Here is a 16,143-nt window from a genome sequence, read left to right as displayed (position 1 = left end):
ACCACCCCTCGTCGCACGTCCAGGCAGTGAAGTCCAGGAGGACGACGTCACCATGACCAGATCCCCGCGAACCCGCACCGGCCTCGCGGCCGCCGGCCTGCTCCTGGTGGCCGCTGCGGTCCAGACCGCCTTACCGACGAACGCCGTCGCCCAAGCGCCCGCGCTGCTCGACCACTCGGCGCCCCGACAGGCGCTCGCGCCCTCGTTCCAGCAGGTCACGCTCGCCAAGGGCGCGGCCGAGATGGGCGAGCCCATCTCGATGACCGTGCTGCCCGACCGGTCGGTCCTGCACACCTCCAGGGACGGCACGGTCCGGCTCACCGACGCCGCCGGCAGCACCAAGGTGGCCGGGAAGCTCACCGTCTACTCCCACGACGAGGAGGGCCTGCAGGGCATCGCCGCCGACCCGAACTTCGCCACCAACCGCCACCTGTTCCTCTACTACGCGCCACCGCTGTCGACACCGGCCGGCGACGCGCCCTCCGACGGGACCGACTTCTCCGCCTGGAACGGGGTCAACCGGCTGTCCCGCTTCGTGCTCAACGCCGACGGCACGCTGAACACCGGCAGCGAGAAGGTGATCCTCGACGTGCCCGCCAGCCGCGGCACGTGCTGCCACGTCGGCGGCGACCTCGACTTCGACGCCGCGGGCAACCTCTACCTGAGCACCGGCGACGACACCAACCCGTTCGCCTCCGACGGCTACAGCCCGCTCGACGAGCGCGCCAACCGCAACCCGGCCTTCGACGCCCAGCGCAGCGCGGGCAACACCAACGACCTGCGCGGCAAGCTGCTGCGGATCAAGGTCAACGCCGACGGCGGCTACACCGTGCCGGCGGGCAACATGTTCGCACCCGGCACTGCGGGCACCCGCCCCGAGATCTACGCCATGGGCTTCCGCAACCCGTTCCGGTTCAACGTGGACAAGGCGACCGGGGTCGTCTACCTCGGCGACTACGGACCGGACGCGGGGTCGACGTCGGCCACCCGCGGCCCGGCGGGCCAGGTCGAGTTCAACCGCATCACCGGCCCCGGCTTCTACGGCTGGCCGTACTGCACCGGCTCGAACACCACCGAGGAGACCTACAACGACCACAACTTCGCCACCGGCGCCTCCGGGGCCAAGTACAACTGCGCGGGCGGGCCGACGAACAACTCGCCCCGCAACACCGGCCTGACGACGCTGCCCGCGGCGAAAGCGGCCTGGATCTCCTACGACGGCTGCTCCGTGCCCGAGCTCGGCTGCGGCAGCGAGTCGCCCATGGGCGGCCCGGTCTACCGCTACAACCCGAACCTCGACTCCGCGGTGAAGTTCCCGCAGTCCTACGACGGGCACTTCTTCGGCGCCGAGTTCGGCCGCCGCTGGATCAAGGACATCGCGGTCAACGCCAACGGCACGCCGGGCGCGATCACCGCCTTCCCGTGGTCCGGCACGCAGGTGATGGACTCGGCGTTCGGCCCGGACGGCGCGCTGTACGTGCTGGACTACGGCACGGGCTGGTTCGCCGGCGACGCGAACTCCGCGCTGTACCGCATCGAGCACGTGACCGGCGGCCTCGCGCCGATCGCCAAGGCCGCCGCGGACAAGACCTCCGGCCAGGCGCCCCTGACCGTGACCTTCTCGTCCGCGGGCTCGTCCGACCCCGACGGCGACGCCATCACCTTCGCGTGGAAGTTCGGCGACGGCGGTACGTCGACGGCGGCCAACCCGCAGCACACCTACTCGGCCAACGGCGCCTACACCGCCACGCTCACCGTCACCGACAGCACCGGTCGGACGGCCACGGCGAGCGTGCAGGTGACCGTCGGCAACACGGCTCCGACCGTCACCCTGCACCTGCCGCAGCACGGCCAGCTGTTCGACTTCGGCGACGCGGTGCCGTTCCGGATCACCGTGACCGACCCCGAGGACGGCGCGGTCGACTGCACCAAGGTCAAGATCAGCTACATCCTCGGGCACGACTCGCACGGCCACAAGCTGACCGAGGCCACCGGGTGCTCGGGCACCGTCCAGACACCCCAGGACGGCGAGCACGACCCCAACGCCAACATCTTCGGCGTCTGGGACGCGGAGTACACCGACCGCGGCGGCGTCACCACCCACACCCAGCACGTCACCCAGCCGAAGAACCGGCAGGCCGAGCACCACGGTTCGGCCAACGGCGTCGCGGTCTACGACAAGGGCGCCGCGCACGGCGGCAAGGCGGTCGGCGACATCCACAACGGCGACTGGATCGCCTTCCAGCCCTACGTGCTGACCGACGCGACGACGATGACCGCGCGGGTGGCCTCGGCCGGTGCGGGCGGCACCATCGAGGTGCGGGCCGGGTCCGCGACCGGCGCGCTGCTCGGCTCCGCCACCGTGCCGGTGACCGGTGGCTGGGAGACGTTCACCGACGTCAGCGCGGGGCTGACCAACCGGCCCGCCGGCACCACCACCCTCTACCTGGTGTTCAAGGGTGGCGCGGGCGCGTTGTTCGACGTCGACGACTTCACCTTCGCCACCGGTCCCCGCACCGGCCGGATCACCGGCATCGGCGGCAAGTGCGTCGACGTGAGCGGCGCGGCCACCGCCGACGGCACGAAGATCCAGCTGTGGACGTGCAACGGCACCAACGCGCAGCAGTGGACCGCGGCCGTCGACCGGTCGCTGCGCGCGCTGGGCAAGTGCCTCGACGTGCGGTCCGGCGGCACGGCGAACGGCACGCCCACCCAGCTGTGGACGTGCAACGGCAGCGGCGCCCAGCAGTGGGTCGCGCGCGCCGACGGCGCCCTGGTGAACCCGCAGTCCGGGCGCTGCCTGGACGCGTCGGGCAACAGCTCCGCCGACGGCACCGCGCTGCACCTCTGGGACTGCAACGGCGCCGCCAACCAGAAGTGGATCGGGCCCTGACCACGACGACCGCTCGACCGAGGAGCAACTGATGTCCCGACTGCGATCCGTGCTGTCGACGATCACCGCGACGGCGGTGGTGATCCTCGCCGCGGCCCCCGTCCCGGCGACCGCGGCCGATCCCCCCTACAAGGTGCTGGTCTTCTCCAAGACCGCGGGCTTCCGGCACTCGTCCATCCCGAACGGCATCCAGGCGATCCGCGACCTCGGTGCGGCGAACAACTTCACCGTGGACGCCACCGAGGACGCCGGCGCCTTCACCGGCGCGAACCTGACCCAGTACAAGACCGTGATCTTCCTGTCCACGACCGGTGACGTGCTCAACACCACCCAGCAGGGCGCGTTCGAGTCCTACGTGCGCTCCGGCGGCGGCTTCGTCGGCGTGCACGCCGCGTCCGACACCGAGTACGACTGGCCGTTCTACGGCGGCGTGGTGGGCGGGTACTTCCACTCGCACCCCGCGATCCAGCAGGCGACGGTGCGGGTCGAGGACCGCGCCCACGCCTCGACCTCCCACCTCGGTCAGGACTGGGTCCGGACCGACGAGTGGTACAACTTCCGGTCCAACCCGCGGGCGAACGTGCACGTGCTCGCGCGCCTGGACGAGGGCACCTACTCCGGCGGCAACATGGGCGACCACCCGATCGCCTGGTGCCAGACCTACCAGGGCGGACGGTCCTGGTACACCGCCGGCGGGCACACCGAGCAGTCGTTCGCCGAGCCCGGGTTCCGCGCGCACCTGCTCGGCGGCATCCGCTACGCGGCCGGCATGACCGACGCCGACTGCCGGGCCGAGACCGGCTACACGTCGCTGTTCAACGGCTCCGACACCGGCGGGTGGAGCCAGGCCGGCCCGGGCAGCTTCGCCGTCGCCGACGCCACCCTCACCTCGCGTGGCGGGATGGGGTTGCTGTGGTACTCGGCCAAGGAGTTCCGGTCGTACTCGTTGAAGCTGGACTGGAAGCTCGCCGGCGACGACAACTCCGGCGTGTTCATCGGGTTCCCGGCGAGCAGCGACCCGTGGTCGGCGGTGAACAACGGCTACGAGATCCAGATCGACCCCACCGACGCGGTCGACCGGACCACCGGCGCGGTGTACGGCTTCAAGTCCGCCGACATCGCCGCCCGGGACGGCGCGCTCAACCCGCCCGGCGAGTGGAACACCTACGAGCTGCTCGTCGAAGGGGAGCGGCTGCAGCTGTTCCTCAACGGCGTGAAGATCAACGACTTCACCAACACCGATCCGGCGCGCAGCCTGCAACAGGGGCACTTCGGCCTGCAGAACCACGGCGACGGTGACGACGCGTCGTTCCGCAACATCCGGGTCAAGGAGCTGTCGGGCACGCGCACCGGTCGGATCACCGGCCTCGGTGGCAAGTGCGTCGACGTCAGCAACGCGGGTACCGCGGACGGCACGAAGATCCAGCTGTGGACGTGCAACGGCACGAGCGCGCAGCAGTGGACCCTGCCGGGCGACGGCACCATCCGGGCGCTGGGCAAGTGCCTCGACGTTCGGTCCGGCGGTACCGCGAACGGCACGCTCACCCAGCTGTGGACGTGCAACGGCACCGGTGCGCAGCAGTGGGCCGCGCAGTCCGGTGGCGCGCTGCGCAACCCGCAGTCCGGCCGTTGCCTGGACGCGTCGGGCAACAGCTCCGCCGACGGCACCGCGCTGCACCTCTGGGACTGCAACGGCGCCGCCAACCAGCGGTGGACCTTGCCCTGACCGGTCAACCCGCACCAACCGGACCGACCGCGTGCCCGACCGGACGTGCCCCGACTGACCGGAACCGGACCGACCGGCGTGCCCCGCCGCGCGTGCTGCCGCGGGACACCCGGTCGGTCCGGTCGATGCCGTGGCCAGCCGACCGAGGGCGGTGGACTCGTCGGCGACCCGTTCGACGTCACGGTGGCGATCGGGCAGAATGCACGTGACGCCAGGGCCTCAGGCCCGACCCGCCGGACCTCCGACCCAAGATCACCCGAAGGCGTGACGGCCTCCGGGTATGAATGGAAAGCCGGATAGCGTTGCCGGAAATGATAGGGAGGCGCGGCGGCCCCGGTCACATCACACTCCGGTAGCCACGGGCGGTCGCCCACCCAACCGGTGTACGTGACCATGGCGCCACCCGCTAGATCAGCGTGCCGTGCTCTTGGCCAGCGGGCTCCGGGCTGCGGGCTACCGACCGCTGGCGGTGCCTGCGGCAGCGGCTGGCGGGCTGCCGACGCCCGGTGGTTGGCGGGCAGGCTACCGAGCGGCGGTGGCCGGCGGGCTGGTGGGTTACCGACCCGCGGTGGCCGCTGGCCGGCGGTGGGTGGTCGGCGGTGGGTGGTCGGCGGCCGGTGGGCTACCGGCCCGCGGTGCCAGCGGCCAGCGGGCTGCCGAGCGGCGGTGGCCGGCAGGCCGGCGGCTGGCGGGCCGGCGGCTGGCGGGCTACCGAGTGGGGGTGGCCGGTGGTCGTTGGCGGCGGCCGGCGGGCTGCAGCCGTGCCGACCCGGTCGCACGAGCCGCGGTGGCCGGCGGGCCGGCGGCTGGTGGGCTACGGGCCGGCGGCCGGCTCCAGCTGGGCGAGGGCTGCGGCCACGGTGGCTCCCTGGGGCGACCCCAGTGCGCGGTACAGGTCCAGGGCGGCGGTCCACCAGCGTCGGGCTTCGGCGAAGTCGCCGGCCGACGCGGCGAGCACGCCGAGTTCCTGCAGCGCCCGTGCCTCCTCGTGCTTGCTGCCGCACGCCCTCGCGTAGCGGACGGCTTGGTGGAACGCGACCTCCGCCAGGACGTGGTCGCCCGCACGGTGCCGGATGCGGCCGAGCCGGCCGAACCCCTCGGCCGCGTCCAGGTCCAAGCCGAGCCCGATCGCGACGGCGATGGCCTCCTCGGCGTGCGCGACCGCGTCGGCGAACCGACCCAGCTCCATCTCCACGAGGGCCATGCTGCGCAACGTGATCCCGACGTTGCGGTGCGCGCCGCTGTCGCGGTACCAGCCGAGCGCGAGCTCCTGGTTGCGCAACGCCGCCGCGAACTCGCCACGCCTGCGGAGGACGGCCGCCTCGTTGGCGAGCGCGTTGCTCCTCCCGTGCCCGTCGCCGAGTTCCTCGAACAGCTCCCGCGCCCGTCGGTAGTGCTCGGCCGCTCCCTCCAGCTCGTTCAGCTCGACGAGCACCATGCCGAGGTTGTTGCGGGTGCGCGCCTCGGCGAGCGGGTCACCCGCGCGGACGCACGCCGACAGCGCCTGCTCGTGGGTGCTCAACCACCCGTCGAGCGCCTTGGTCAGGAAGTAGTAGTCCCGCAACGTGTAAGCGAGCTGCCAGCGCCGTACGTCGAGCGAGGGGTCGTCGAGCGCGCACATCGCTTCGAGGTTCCGACGCTCGAGGTCCAGCCACCGCAGTGCGGCGTCGCGCCCCTGGAGGTCGAGCATGGCCACCGCCCGTCCACCGAGGGGGAACCGCAGCCGGTGCGGCATGATGATCCGCCCGGCGCGGTCGGCCATGTGCAGGTAGTGGTCGACCAACCGCTCGACCGCGGCTCGTCGGTCCTCAGCGGTGTCGACCCGGTCGCACGTCTCCCGCGCGTACAGCCGCAGCAGGTCGTGCAGCCCGAAGCGACCGGACCCCAGGTCGAGCACGAGGTGCCGCCGCGCCAACGACCTCAGCAGCGTGGCGGCGGTGACGTGCGGGACGTCGAGCAGCGCGGCCACGGCGTGCGCGCCGAACTCCGCGCCGGGGTGCAACCCGAGTAGCCGGAAGGCCGTGGCCTCGCCGGCCGGCAGCGCCCGGACGGACCAGGAGAACACGGTCCGCACCGCGGAACGGGCGTCGTCGTCCTGGGTGTCGAGCACGTCGAGCCGCGCGTGCTCGTCGGCGAGGTCGGCCACGACACCGTCGAGCTCGGCGGACGGGGAGCGCGCGATCCGCTCGGACACGATGCGCAGCGCCAACGGCAACCCGGCGCACAACCGCACCACCCTGCCCGCGGCGGGGTGACGGGCCCGATCGCCGATCTCCGCGCGCAGGAGCGCCAGGCCGACGTCCTCGGCCAGCGGCTCGACCCGCAGCGCGGTGGCTGCGTGCTCGACCACGAGGCCGCTGAGCCGGTGGCGGCTGATCACGACGACCAGCCCACCGGCGGGACCCGGCAGCAGCGGCCGGACCTGGTCCGCGGATAACGCGTTGTCCAGCACCACGAGCGCCCGACGCCCGCTCATCAACGTCCGGAAATGCGCGGCGCGTTCCTCGACGGTGGTCAGCGCTTCCGGCCGAGCGTACCCGAGCGCTCGCAGGAAGCCCGCCAACGCGTCCTGCGCGCGCAGCGGCTCACCTCCCCCGAAACCGCGCAGGTCGACGTGGAGCTGCCCGTCGGGGAACTCGTCGACCACGCGGTTCGCCCAGCGCAGCACGAGCGCCGTCTTGCCGACACCGGCCATGCCGGACACGACGACGACCCCGCTGGACGGCAGCGCGTCCAGCCGGGCCAGCAGGTCCTCACGGCCGGTCAGCCTGCCGCCACCGGCGGGGAGCTGGCGGGGCACGGCCTTGGTGGCGGGTCCCGCCGTGATGTGCACGTCGCCGTGGATGGCACCGGCCTGCACCGCGACCGCCGCATCACCGGTCAGGCTGTTGTGCACGTCGCTTCGAGGGGTCATGACCTCGATTGTCGACTCGTCCGGCCGCGCGCACGAGCTCAGAACGCGGTCTCGACCGCGCCGCTGAGGTCACCTGCCTCCAGCCAGTCGCTCCCGCTGAGGTCCACCGCGCACCCGACGTCCGACAGGCGCTGGGCCAGGAGCTTGCGCGGTGCGGGGTCGTTGGTCAACCGCACCACGAAATGCCCGTCGAGGTCCGTGAACCGCCGCACCTTGCCGAGCTCGACCAGGATCGTGCGCTCCGGGACCAACATCATCGCCATGCCGGTCTCGTAGATGACGTTCGGGCGGGCCTGCCCCGCCGGCCGCGTCGCCGGGTCGTGCTCGTCGTCGGCGTGCTCGGCCTTGAGCCGCACGACGTCGTCCGGCGTGGCGAGCACGATCACGGCACGGCCCTTGCCCAGGACGGCGTGCAGGACGTCGCCGATCTTCGGGGAGCCCTGCCGGACCTCGGCCAGCACCTGGGACCACTCCAACGGCTGCAGGCCGATCGCCCGCAGGAAGTCGAACAACGCACGGCGCGCCCTCTTGTCGCGCCCGTGGATCACGAAGACCGTGCGATCCCGGTCCGGCTCGGGCGCCGACCCGTCGCGGTGAACGGACGGAGCCGGGGCGGCGAGCCTGGCCCGTGCCTCCAGCAGCAGCTGCTTCTGGGTCTTGATGGGACCTCTGAACCGGTCGGCGTACGGGTGCTGCCAGTAACCGAGCAGGCCTTGGTGCTCGCTCGGCCGCTTCTGCCTGCCACCGAAGAACTTCGGCCGGGGCTTCACGGGCTCGTGGAGGAAGTGCTTGATGCGGTACTGCAGCGTGCGGACGCTGCCCTCGTACTCGAAGCGGAACTTCTCCCGGAGGTCGGCGGGGAGCAGCAACAGGCACCTGGTGAACCACTCGTCGTAGTCGTCGCCCAGCTGCCTGGCCGCGCGCGCTCCCGCGGCGACGTCGTCGACCTGCACCTGCTGGGCCAGTCGGTCGAGCACGGCGACCTGGTCGATGAGCTCGTCCAACGTCATGACTGGAGGACCGCGATCAACCGGTCGACGGTGGGCGACCGCCAGTACTCCGCCCGTTGGTTGATCCGGATGCTCCCCGGCAGGTCGTTCTCGTCGAAGTCCTGGTCGATCACCAGGACCTGGACGGCCCGGTCGACCGGCTTCTTGACCTGGTGGTGCGCGAAGATCGCCGTCTCCAGCTTGGCCCAGCTCGACTTCGAGTACGACGGGCTGGCGAAGATGAGGATCCGCCTGCTGTGCTTCACGCCGTACTCGACCGTGCTCAGCGTGGTGTCGCCCGGCCACATGTCCTTGTCGTCGTACCAGCAGTTCAGCCCGACCGCCTCCAAGCGTCGCAGGACGTCGAGCACGACGGGCTTGTCCGCGCTGGAGTGGCACAGGAACACGTCGTACCGGTAGCCGTCCTCGGACCGCTGCCCGACGCGGGACAGCACCTTGAACAGGGCGTCGTGCTGGCGGCCGGTCAGCTCGTCGATGCCCTTGGCGTCGATGCGCAGCATCTTCGGCGACGTGAGGTTGGTGTAGGTGGGCGGCGGGACCTTCAGGTCGGGCAGGTCGATCCAGATGATCGGGAACTTCCGCCCGTCCAGCTCGCCGTGGGCCTCGGTGCGCAGCGTGCCGGCGACGAGGATGCACAGGCCCTTGGACTGCTCGTGCGGAGCGATGTCGTCGAGCGAGATCCGGAACGGGGTCAGCGGCACCAGTTCGCAGTACCGGCGCAGCGGCTGGAGCGGGTCGTCCGGGGAATCCGGCCCGACGGTGAGGGGGCCACTCGGTTTGCCCTTCGGGCCCGCCAGGTACGGGACGTTGTCGCTGACGTGCTCGAGGATGCGCTCGCTGATGTAGGCGTTGAACTGGGTCGCGGCGGCCTTGCCCACGGCGTCGTTCCCGAGCAGCTTCGACTGGACGTCGTTGTTGTTGAACGACAGCAGCGCCACGTCCGTCAACGCCACCAGGTCGGCGGTGCGGCGGCGGCCCAGCGCGAAGGCGAAGTCGCCGACGATCTCACCCACGCCGTAGGGGTACATCGGCGCGGCGTCGCCGTGGTAGCCCGTGCCCTCGGAGTTGTACACGCCGACTTGTCCGCGCAGGATGACGAACAGGGAATCACCCGGCTCGTCGAAGCGGCAGATGAACTCGCCCTCGGTCCGCTCCACGAGCTGGCCCAGCCGCAGCATGCTCGCCAGCTCGTCTTCCTTGAAGCGGTTCAACAACGGGTTCGACTTGAGCTCGTTGCTGTTCTGGTCGCGGTACTGGAGATTCAGCGCCGCTCTCTTGAGTTCGCTGGTGGCGATCGTGGACGTCGAGTTCACCTGCCAGATCCGCTTGGTGTGGTACAGCGCGTCCCAGTGCTTGCGGAAATCGTCGGCCGGCACCGACGGCTTCTTCAGCTTGTCCGAGTCGCTCAGGCTTTCCACCGGCCACTCCGGCACGGTTTCGTCCAAGGAGAGCAGGTACAGCAGCCGGGTCGGGAAATTGCGCGCGGGAAAGGGCAGCGGTTCGTGGAAGGTCACGGCCGGATCGGTTTCCGACGATCGCATCCCGCGCCGGAACTCCTCGGAGGCGACGACGTCGTCGGCCACCACGTGCCCCAGCAGCCACCCCGCGTAGTTGATCGGGCCGCCGACGAGTTGGACCCGCCCGTCGGCGCCGACGACGTCGCAGACCTCGCCGACGTGGCAGGTGATGCGCAGCGGCACGCGCTCGGCCCTCGCCCACGAGGTCAACTCGGCGAGCAGGTCGACCGCGGGCTGCTGCCAGCCGGGTTGCCGGAAGACCACGTGCCCGCCGTCGCCCCCGGACGACCAGACGACCTCGCCCGGGCCGCACGAATCGATCGTCGCCGCCACGATCCGGTTGATCTTCTCGATGCGGCGGACCTGATCGCGTTCATTCGCCTCCGAATGACCGCGGATGTCGCACGACACGATCGCAACCGGGTAGAAGTCCGTCTCGCGGGACGACTGCACAGGACGCCTCCATGGTGCCCGTCGACCACATCGTCCGCAATAATGCGGAAACGTTGCGCCCGGTGCCACTTGAACCGGTTCGCGATCATATCGCGGACGTCGGGCGAACACTTCGGAAGGCTTGCGGGGCGCCGCGGCGGTGAGGCGTCCGGCGCAGTCGATCCGGCGGTCGGACCGGTCCGGGATCAGTCCTGGATCAGCCCCAGGTCGTTGAACACCTGCCGGCCCCACGACAGCGCCGTCGGCAGGTCGTCCCACTGCCGGTCCTCTTCGGTGAGGTACGGGAACACGTACGGGTCGGTGATCTCGGCGGGCAGGTCGTCGGCCAGGCAGGTGTACGGGGGACGCCCGTAGTTGTCCGCGTACACCGCCTCGGCGACCTCCTTCGGCTGCGCGTCCCAGACGCCGAACCACAGCCGCCGCAGCATCCCCGGGTGGGCCATCGCGAAGATCAGCCTGCCCACGTCGAACGGCTCGCCGGCCGAGATCACCCGCGCCACGCCGCAGTAGCGCTGGGGCTGCCGCGGTGAGTGCAGTATCCCGGCGTCCCCGGACCAGATCTCCACGCTGTGGCCGGCGTCGATGATCGCGGCGCACAACGTGGCCAGCGCCAGGCCGCGGTTGATGATCACGTCGTGCGCGATCCGGTGCGAGTACCCGGACGGGACGAGGAACGTGATCACCTTGCCCCGCCGGGAGACCTGGCGGGGCACCGCGTCGACCATGCACTCCGGCACACCGGCCAGGTACGCGCCGACGTCCACCTCGCTGCCGGTCACGTCCCAGGTCGGCTCCAGCACGGTGACGGCGTGGGAGAGGCCGGCGCTCTCGCGCAGCTCGCTGATCGTCACGTCGGCCTCCTCCAGCGCCAGCGGCCAGCCGTCGACGGCCAGCTGGACCGCCTCCTCCCAGGAGGAGCCGTGCCACCCGGTGTCGGCTCTCCGGCTGGTCCCGTGGGCGATGGACGGCGGAGCCGTGGCGGCGTCGAGGAACTCGCGCCAGGACAGCAGCGGGGGCAGCGTTGTCCGCAGCACGGGTCAGTCCAGCCCGAGCGCTTTGCGGTGCGCGTCGGAGAGGCCGCGCACGACCCGCCACTGCATCACCTGCTCCACGGTGGCGCCCGCCTCCAGCAGCTTGGCGCCGTCGATGCTGGTCCGCGGCGAGAAGAGCACCGGCAGCTTCTTGTCCTCCGCCAGCTTGCGCAGGTCCCGGACCTCGTCGAGGAGCTCGTGCACCGCCTCGGGGTGCGATGGCGCGTGCCGCAGCGCGATCCGCTCCTCCAACCCCTCGTCGATCGGCACGTCGATCACCACGAAGCGGTCCAGCGTGGCGGCGTCCAGCGTCTGCCGGCCGACGTACTGCCGGTCGCCTCCCGTGCCGTAGGTGTTCCCGGTGGCCACCAACCGGAAGTTCTCGTGCGCGTCGACCATGCGGTCCGCGAACGCGCACGTCCCCAGCGCGAGCGCCTGGTTCAGCTCGGCGAGCAGCCCGGGGTGGCCGTGGTCCAGCTCGTCCAGCAGCATCACGCCGCCGTGCTCGAACGCCCGGCGGAACGGGGTGTCGCGGTACTGGCCGTGGGCGTCGTAGTAGCCGAACACCTTGCTCATCGGGGTGGTCGGGCCCAGCGACAGCGCCTGGAACTCCAGGCCCAACGCCCCCGCGGCGTGCTTGGCCAGCATGGACTTCCCGGTGCCCGCCGGGCCGACCAGCAGCACGTGGCAGCGCGCGTGCAGGGCCACCAGCAACTCCGGCAGCACGGTGTGCGTGTCCGCGCCCAGCTCCACCTCCCCGCCCTGCGGCAGCACCACCGTGACCACGTTCGGCGCGTACTGCGCGAACGTCTTCTCCGCCTCCTCGCGGACCGCGCCGCGGACCGAGTCCAGCGCGGCCGCGGACACCTGGCCGACCACGTCCGGCAGGGCCTCGCGGGTCGCCTCGCGCGCCAGCTCGGTCGCCGCGACCGCGGCCTTGCCGGCCAGCTCGTCGTGCAGCAGCCGCAGGTCCGGAGTCGCTCCGGCCACCGCGTCGCGGGCGAGCCCCGGCAGCACCTCCGCCGCCGCGCGCCGCACGGCCTCGGCCAGCGAGCCGCGGACCTTGTCCGCCTCGTCCCGCACCGCACCGGGCGCCGCCTCCTCGACCGCCGCGCGCACCACCTCGACCATCGCGGCGGACCCGGCGCGCACCAGCTCGTCACGCACCTCGTCGCGGTCCGGGGTGGCCTTGGCGACCGCGGCGCGGGCCAGTTCGGAGATCACCTCGTCGGACTGCCGCGCGAGGCCGCCGGCCACCGCGTCGCGCACCTGGTCGGTGGCCTGGCGCACCACGTCCGCGAGCACGTCCCCGGCCTCGCCGCGCACGATGTCGGTCGCTGCCGAGGCCACGGCGGCGACCAGTTCCTCGCGCAGCTTCTCCGCGTCCGGCGTCGCCTCCCGCACCGCGGCCCTGGCCAGCTCCGGCAGCAGGTCGTCCGCGGCGCGGGTGACCAGCTCGGGCAGGTCGGCCTCCAGCTCCTTGCGCGCCGCCCCCTCGACCGCGGCCCGCAGCTCGGCCGGGTCCGGGGTGACCGCGGCGACCGCGTGCTCGGCCAGGCCGGGCAGCGCCGCCTGGGCGTGCTGGCGGATGGTCTCCGGCAGGCGGGCCTGGATCTCGCTCTGCACCATCCACAGCAGATTGCTCTGCGTGAACACCGCACGCGCCACCGCCTCGGAGATCTGGGCGATCTCCGCCTTCGTGCTGGTCCGCACGCTTCCTCCCCGTTCCACGCGTTCTCGCCCCGAGTATGGGATCGGTTCGGGGGCTCACCCGGAGAGCGGCACGTTGCTGCCACGCACGGCGGGCGGACGGGTTCGACGCCGTCCCCAGTCGGTCGGGCCGACCGGGTCGCGGACCGCTGCGGCCGACCAGTCATGATTCGCGGGCGGCCGGTCCGGCACGACAGCCGCCGACGACCCGTGCCCGACGCCGTTCGCACCGGAGTGGAGTCCGATGGAGAAGTCCCGCCGCACCCGGGCGAGCCGGCTCGCGGTCGTCGCGACCGGGGTGCAGACGGCCCTGCTGCTGCTCGGTCCGCATGGTGAGATGAGCAGGTTCGACCAGGCCGCGCTGGGCGTGCTGATCGTGCTGGGCCTGCCGGTCAACGTCGCCGCGCTCGTGCCGATGGTGCGCCGGGTGCGGCGCGGGGCCGACGCGGGCACGGCCGTGCTGGTCTTCTGCGCGGTGTTCCTGCTGTGGCACGGCTTCGCGCTGGGCGTGGTGGCGGGCTGGTGGGCGTCCGGGTTCGTGGGGGCGGTCCGCCTCGGGGCCGGCGTCCCGATCTCCCTCGCCTACCAGGTGGTGATGTGCGTGGCCTTCGCCGCGGTCCTCGCCCTGGGCGCGCCGAGGCGCGCTCACGTGGAGTCCTGAGCCGGCCGACCCGACCGGCTCCGAGTGACGTGTCGCGCGTCACATCCGCAGGTGTCACGTCCGGTGGCGCCGGTCTGTCCTATGGCCGTTCAACGCCCTGGGGAACCGGTGGCACGGTCAGGAGGACAGGGGCAGGTCATGGAACTCGACCACCACGTCGTCGTGCTCGGCGCCGGGTACACCGGCATGTTCGCCGCCATCCGGCTGGCCCACCGCACCCGCCGGCGCGGTGTCCGGATCACGCTGGTCAACCCGTCGGCCCGGTTCACCGAGCGGCTGCGGATGCACCAGCTCGCGGCCGGGCAGGAGTTGGCCCACCTGCGCATCGCCGACCTGGTCGCCGGCACCGGCATCGTGTTCGTGCGGGGCAGGGCCACCGCCATCGACCCCGACGGCCGGACCGTCACGCTCGACGACGGCGCCCGGCTGGACTACGACACCCTGGTCTACGCGCCGGGCAGCGCCACCGACACCAGCCGGGTCCCGGGCGCGGACGTCCACGCCTTCACGCTCGACAGCCCCCAGGTCGCCGTCCGCTTCCACGACCGGCTGAACGAGCTCGCCGCCGGCGACACCGTCACCGTCTGCGGCGGCGGCCTGACCGGTGTGGAGGCGGCGACCGAGGTCGCCGAAGCCCGACCCGACCTGAACGTCACGCTGATCAGCGCGACCGAGCCCGGCGCGATGATGGGCGACCGGGCCCGCGCCCACCTCGACCGGTCGCTGCGACGCCTCGGCGTCACGGTCGTGGTCGGCGCACGGGTCACGCGGGTGCAGGCCGACGCCGTCGAACTGGAGACCGGCGAGCGGGTAGCCTCGGCCGCCTGCCTGTGGACGACGGGCGTGGCGGTGTCGCCGCTGGCCCGTGAGTCGGGCATCGCGGTGGACGACCGGGGTCTGGTCGTGGTCGACGCGACGCTGCGGTCGGTGTCGCACCCCGACGTCCACGCCATCGGCGACGCCGCCGCCGTCCGGCTCGGCTGGGGGAGCGTCCACGGCACGTGCCAGAGCGGCCTGCCCACCGCCCAGCACACCGCCGACACCATCGCCCGGCTGCTGCGCGGCAAGCAGGCCCGGCCGTTCCGGTTCGGCTACTTCCACCAGCCGGTCAGCCTCGGCCGCCGTGACGCGGTCATCCAGTTCACCCGCGCCGACGACACCCCGCGCCGGGCCTACCTCAAGGGCCGCGCCGCCGTGCTCTACAAGGAGTTCGTCAGCGGCAGCCCGGTCAAGATGTACCGGTTGGGCAAGCGCGTGAACGTCAGCACCATCGTCTCGAAGGGCGGCCGCGCCACCCGCGAGCCGGCCGCCGCGCGTTGAGAGCATGGCGGCCATGACCGATCGGGACCCGTACCTCGAACACCGGCGGCTGCTGTTCACCACCGCCTACCAAATGCTGGGCAGCGTCGCGGACGCCGAGGACGTCCTCCAGGACGCCTGGCTCACCTGGCACGCCGCCGACCGCTCGGACGTCCGGCACCCGAAGGCGTACCTGGTGCGCACGGTCACCAACCTGTCGTTGAACCGGCTCACCTCCGCCCGGGCCACCCGGGAGACCTACGTCGGCCCGTGGCTGCCCGAGCCGCTGCTGACCTCGCCCGACGCCGCCACGGAGACCGAAATGGCCGACACCGTCTCCACCGCGATGATGGTGGTGCTGGAAACCCTCAACCCCGTCGAACGCGCGGTGTTCCTGCTCCGCGAGGTCTTCGGCTACTCCCACGCGGAGATCGCCGACGCGCTGGACCGCCCGGAGCCCACCGTCCGCCAGATCGCGCACCGCGCCCGCGAGCACGTGCAGGCCCGCCGTCCCCGCTTCGACACCGACCCGGAGCGGCGCGCGGAGATCACGTCCCGGTTCATCGCGGCGTGCGCGGGCGGCGACCTCACCGCGGTGATGGAACTGCTGGCCCCCAGCGTGACCGCGTGGTCCGACGGCGGTGGCAAGATCACCGCGGCCCTGCGGCCCCTGCACGGTCCGGACCACGTCGCCCGCTGGTTCCTCGGCGTCCTGGCCAAACCCACCTCGGCGGGCGTCGTCCTCGAACCGGCCTCCATCAACGGCGAGCTGGGCGTGCTGGTCACCATCGGGACGACCCCCATCGGCGCCCTGACCTTCGACCTGGCCGACGGGCTCGTGCAGAACCTGCGCCTGCAGATCAACCCGGACAAGCTCACCGGCCTGCGGTAGCCGTGAGGGTCGCGTTCCTCGCCGGTGTGCTTGGCGC

At 72.1% G+C, this 16,143-nt stretch carries 10 protein-coding genes; 5 read left to right on the top strand and 5 right to left on the bottom strand.

Annotated features, from left to right (window positions below; genetic code table 11):
- Positions 1 to 52: 52 nt before the first annotated feature.
- Together AB0I91_RS02360 and AB0I91_RS02355 are read left to right on the top strand one after the other, a co-directional pair.
- Complete coding sequence (locus tag AB0I91_RS02360; RefSeq protein WP_499634845.1) at positions 53 to 2,893, top strand: PQQ-dependent sugar dehydrogenase; 2,841 nt, start codon at positions 53 to 55, stop codon at positions 2,891 to 2,893.
- Positions 2,894 to 2,924: 31 nt separating this feature from the next.
- Entirely contained in the window at positions 2,925 to 4,619 is a 1,695-nt protein-coding gene (locus AB0I91_RS02355) for a ThuA domain-containing protein (RefSeq protein WP_499634841.1), read from the top strand.
- An 814-nt stretch (positions 4,620 to 5,433) separates the two neighbouring features.
- Here AB0I91_RS02355 and AB0I91_RS02350 read toward each other — a convergent pair.
- From AB0I91_RS02350 to AB0I91_RS02330, 5 genes are all read right to left on the bottom strand, one after another.
- Complete coding sequence (locus AB0I91_RS02350; RefSeq protein WP_499634838.1) at positions 5,434 to 7,533, bottom strand: ATP-binding protein; 2,100 nt, start codon at positions 7,531 to 7,533, stop codon at positions 5,434 to 5,436.
- A 38-nt stretch (positions 7,534 to 7,571) separates the two neighbouring features.
- Complete coding sequence (locus AB0I91_RS02345; RefSeq protein ID WP_499634835.1) at positions 7,572 to 8,543, bottom strand: TIR domain-containing protein; 972 nt, start codon at positions 8,541 to 8,543, stop codon at positions 7,572 to 7,574.
- Entirely contained in the window at positions 8,540 to 10,513 is a 1,974-nt protein-coding gene (locus tag AB0I91_RS02340) for a TIR domain-containing protein (protein WP_499634832.1), read from the bottom strand. The genes AB0I91_RS02345 and AB0I91_RS02340 overlap by 4 nt, the downstream gene beginning before the upstream one ends.
- Before the next feature lie 185 nt (positions 10,514 to 10,698).
- Positions 10,699 to 11,547 carry a DUF7192 family protein gene (locus AB0I91_RS02335; protein ID WP_499634829.1) on the bottom strand — a complete coding sequence of 283 codons (849 nt, stop codon included), beginning with the start codon at positions 11,545 to 11,547 and terminating at the stop codon, positions 10,699 to 10,701.
- Positions 11,548 to 11,550: 3 nt separating this feature from the next.
- Positions 11,551 to 13,257 carry an AAA family ATPase gene (locus tag AB0I91_RS02330; RefSeq protein WP_499634826.1) on the bottom strand — a complete coding sequence of 569 codons (1,707 nt, stop codon included), beginning with the start codon at positions 13,255 to 13,257 and terminating at the stop codon, positions 11,551 to 11,553.
- A gap of 241 nt (positions 13,258 to 13,498) precedes the next feature.
- Between AB0I91_RS02330 and AB0I91_RS02325 the strand changes: the two genes are divergently transcribed.
- The 3 genes from AB0I91_RS02325 to AB0I91_RS02315 all read left to right on the top strand — a co-directional run bounded on the left by AB0I91_RS02325 (position 13,499) and on the right by AB0I91_RS02315 (position 16,106).
- On the top strand, positions 13,499 to 13,915 hold the full coding sequence (locus AB0I91_RS02325) for a hypothetical protein (protein ID WP_499634823.1): 417 nt from the start codon (positions 13,499 to 13,501) through the stop codon (positions 13,913 to 13,915).
- A 138-nt stretch (positions 13,916 to 14,053) separates the two neighbouring features.
- Positions 14,054 to 15,235, top strand: coding sequence for an NAD(P)/FAD-dependent oxidoreductase (locus AB0I91_RS02320; protein WP_499612260.1), 1,182 nt, complete (start codon positions 14,054 to 14,056; stop codon positions 15,233 to 15,235).
- Positions 15,236 to 15,248: 13 nt separating this feature from the next.
- A complete protein-coding gene (locus AB0I91_RS02315) occupies positions 15,249 to 16,106 on the top strand; it encodes an RNA polymerase sigma-70 factor (RefSeq protein ID WP_498782841.1) in 858 nt (285 codons plus the stop codon).
- Positions 16,107 to 16,143 lie beyond the last annotated feature (37 nt).

It is taken from the genome of Actinosynnema sp. NPDC049800 (assembly GCF_040656635.1).
Taxonomy (GTDB): domain Bacteria; phylum Actinomycetota; class Actinomycetes; order Mycobacteriales; family Pseudonocardiaceae; genus Actinosynnema.
This window is presented reverse-complemented; position numbering and strand designations above follow the sequence as displayed.

Coding starts and splice junctions, on each gene's coding strand:
- AB0I91_RS02315 (WP_498782841.1), top strand. CDS start 15,249: ATGACCGATCGGGACCCGTACCTCGAACACCGGCGGCTGCTGTTCACC.
- AB0I91_RS02360 (WP_499634845.1), top strand. CDS start 53: ATGACCAGATCCCCGCGAACCCGCACCGGCCTCGCGGCCGCCGGCCTG.
- AB0I91_RS02325 (WP_499634823.1), top strand. CDS start 13,499: ATGGAGAAGTCCCGCCGCACCCGGGCGAGCCGGCTCGCGGTCGTCGCG.
- AB0I91_RS02345 (WP_499634835.1), bottom strand. CDS start 8,543: ATGACGTTGGACGAGCTCATCGACCAGGTCGCCGTGCTCGACCGACTG.
- AB0I91_RS02320 (WP_499612260.1), top strand. CDS start 14,054: ATGGAACTCGACCACCACGTCGTCGTGCTCGGCGCCGGGTACACCGGC.
- AB0I91_RS02350 (WP_499634838.1), bottom strand. CDS start 7,533: ATGACCCCTCGAAGCGACGTGCACAACAGCCTGACCGGTGATGCGGCG.
- AB0I91_RS02355 (WP_499634841.1), top strand. CDS start 2,925: ATGTCCCGACTGCGATCCGTGCTGTCGACGATCACCGCGACGGCGGTG.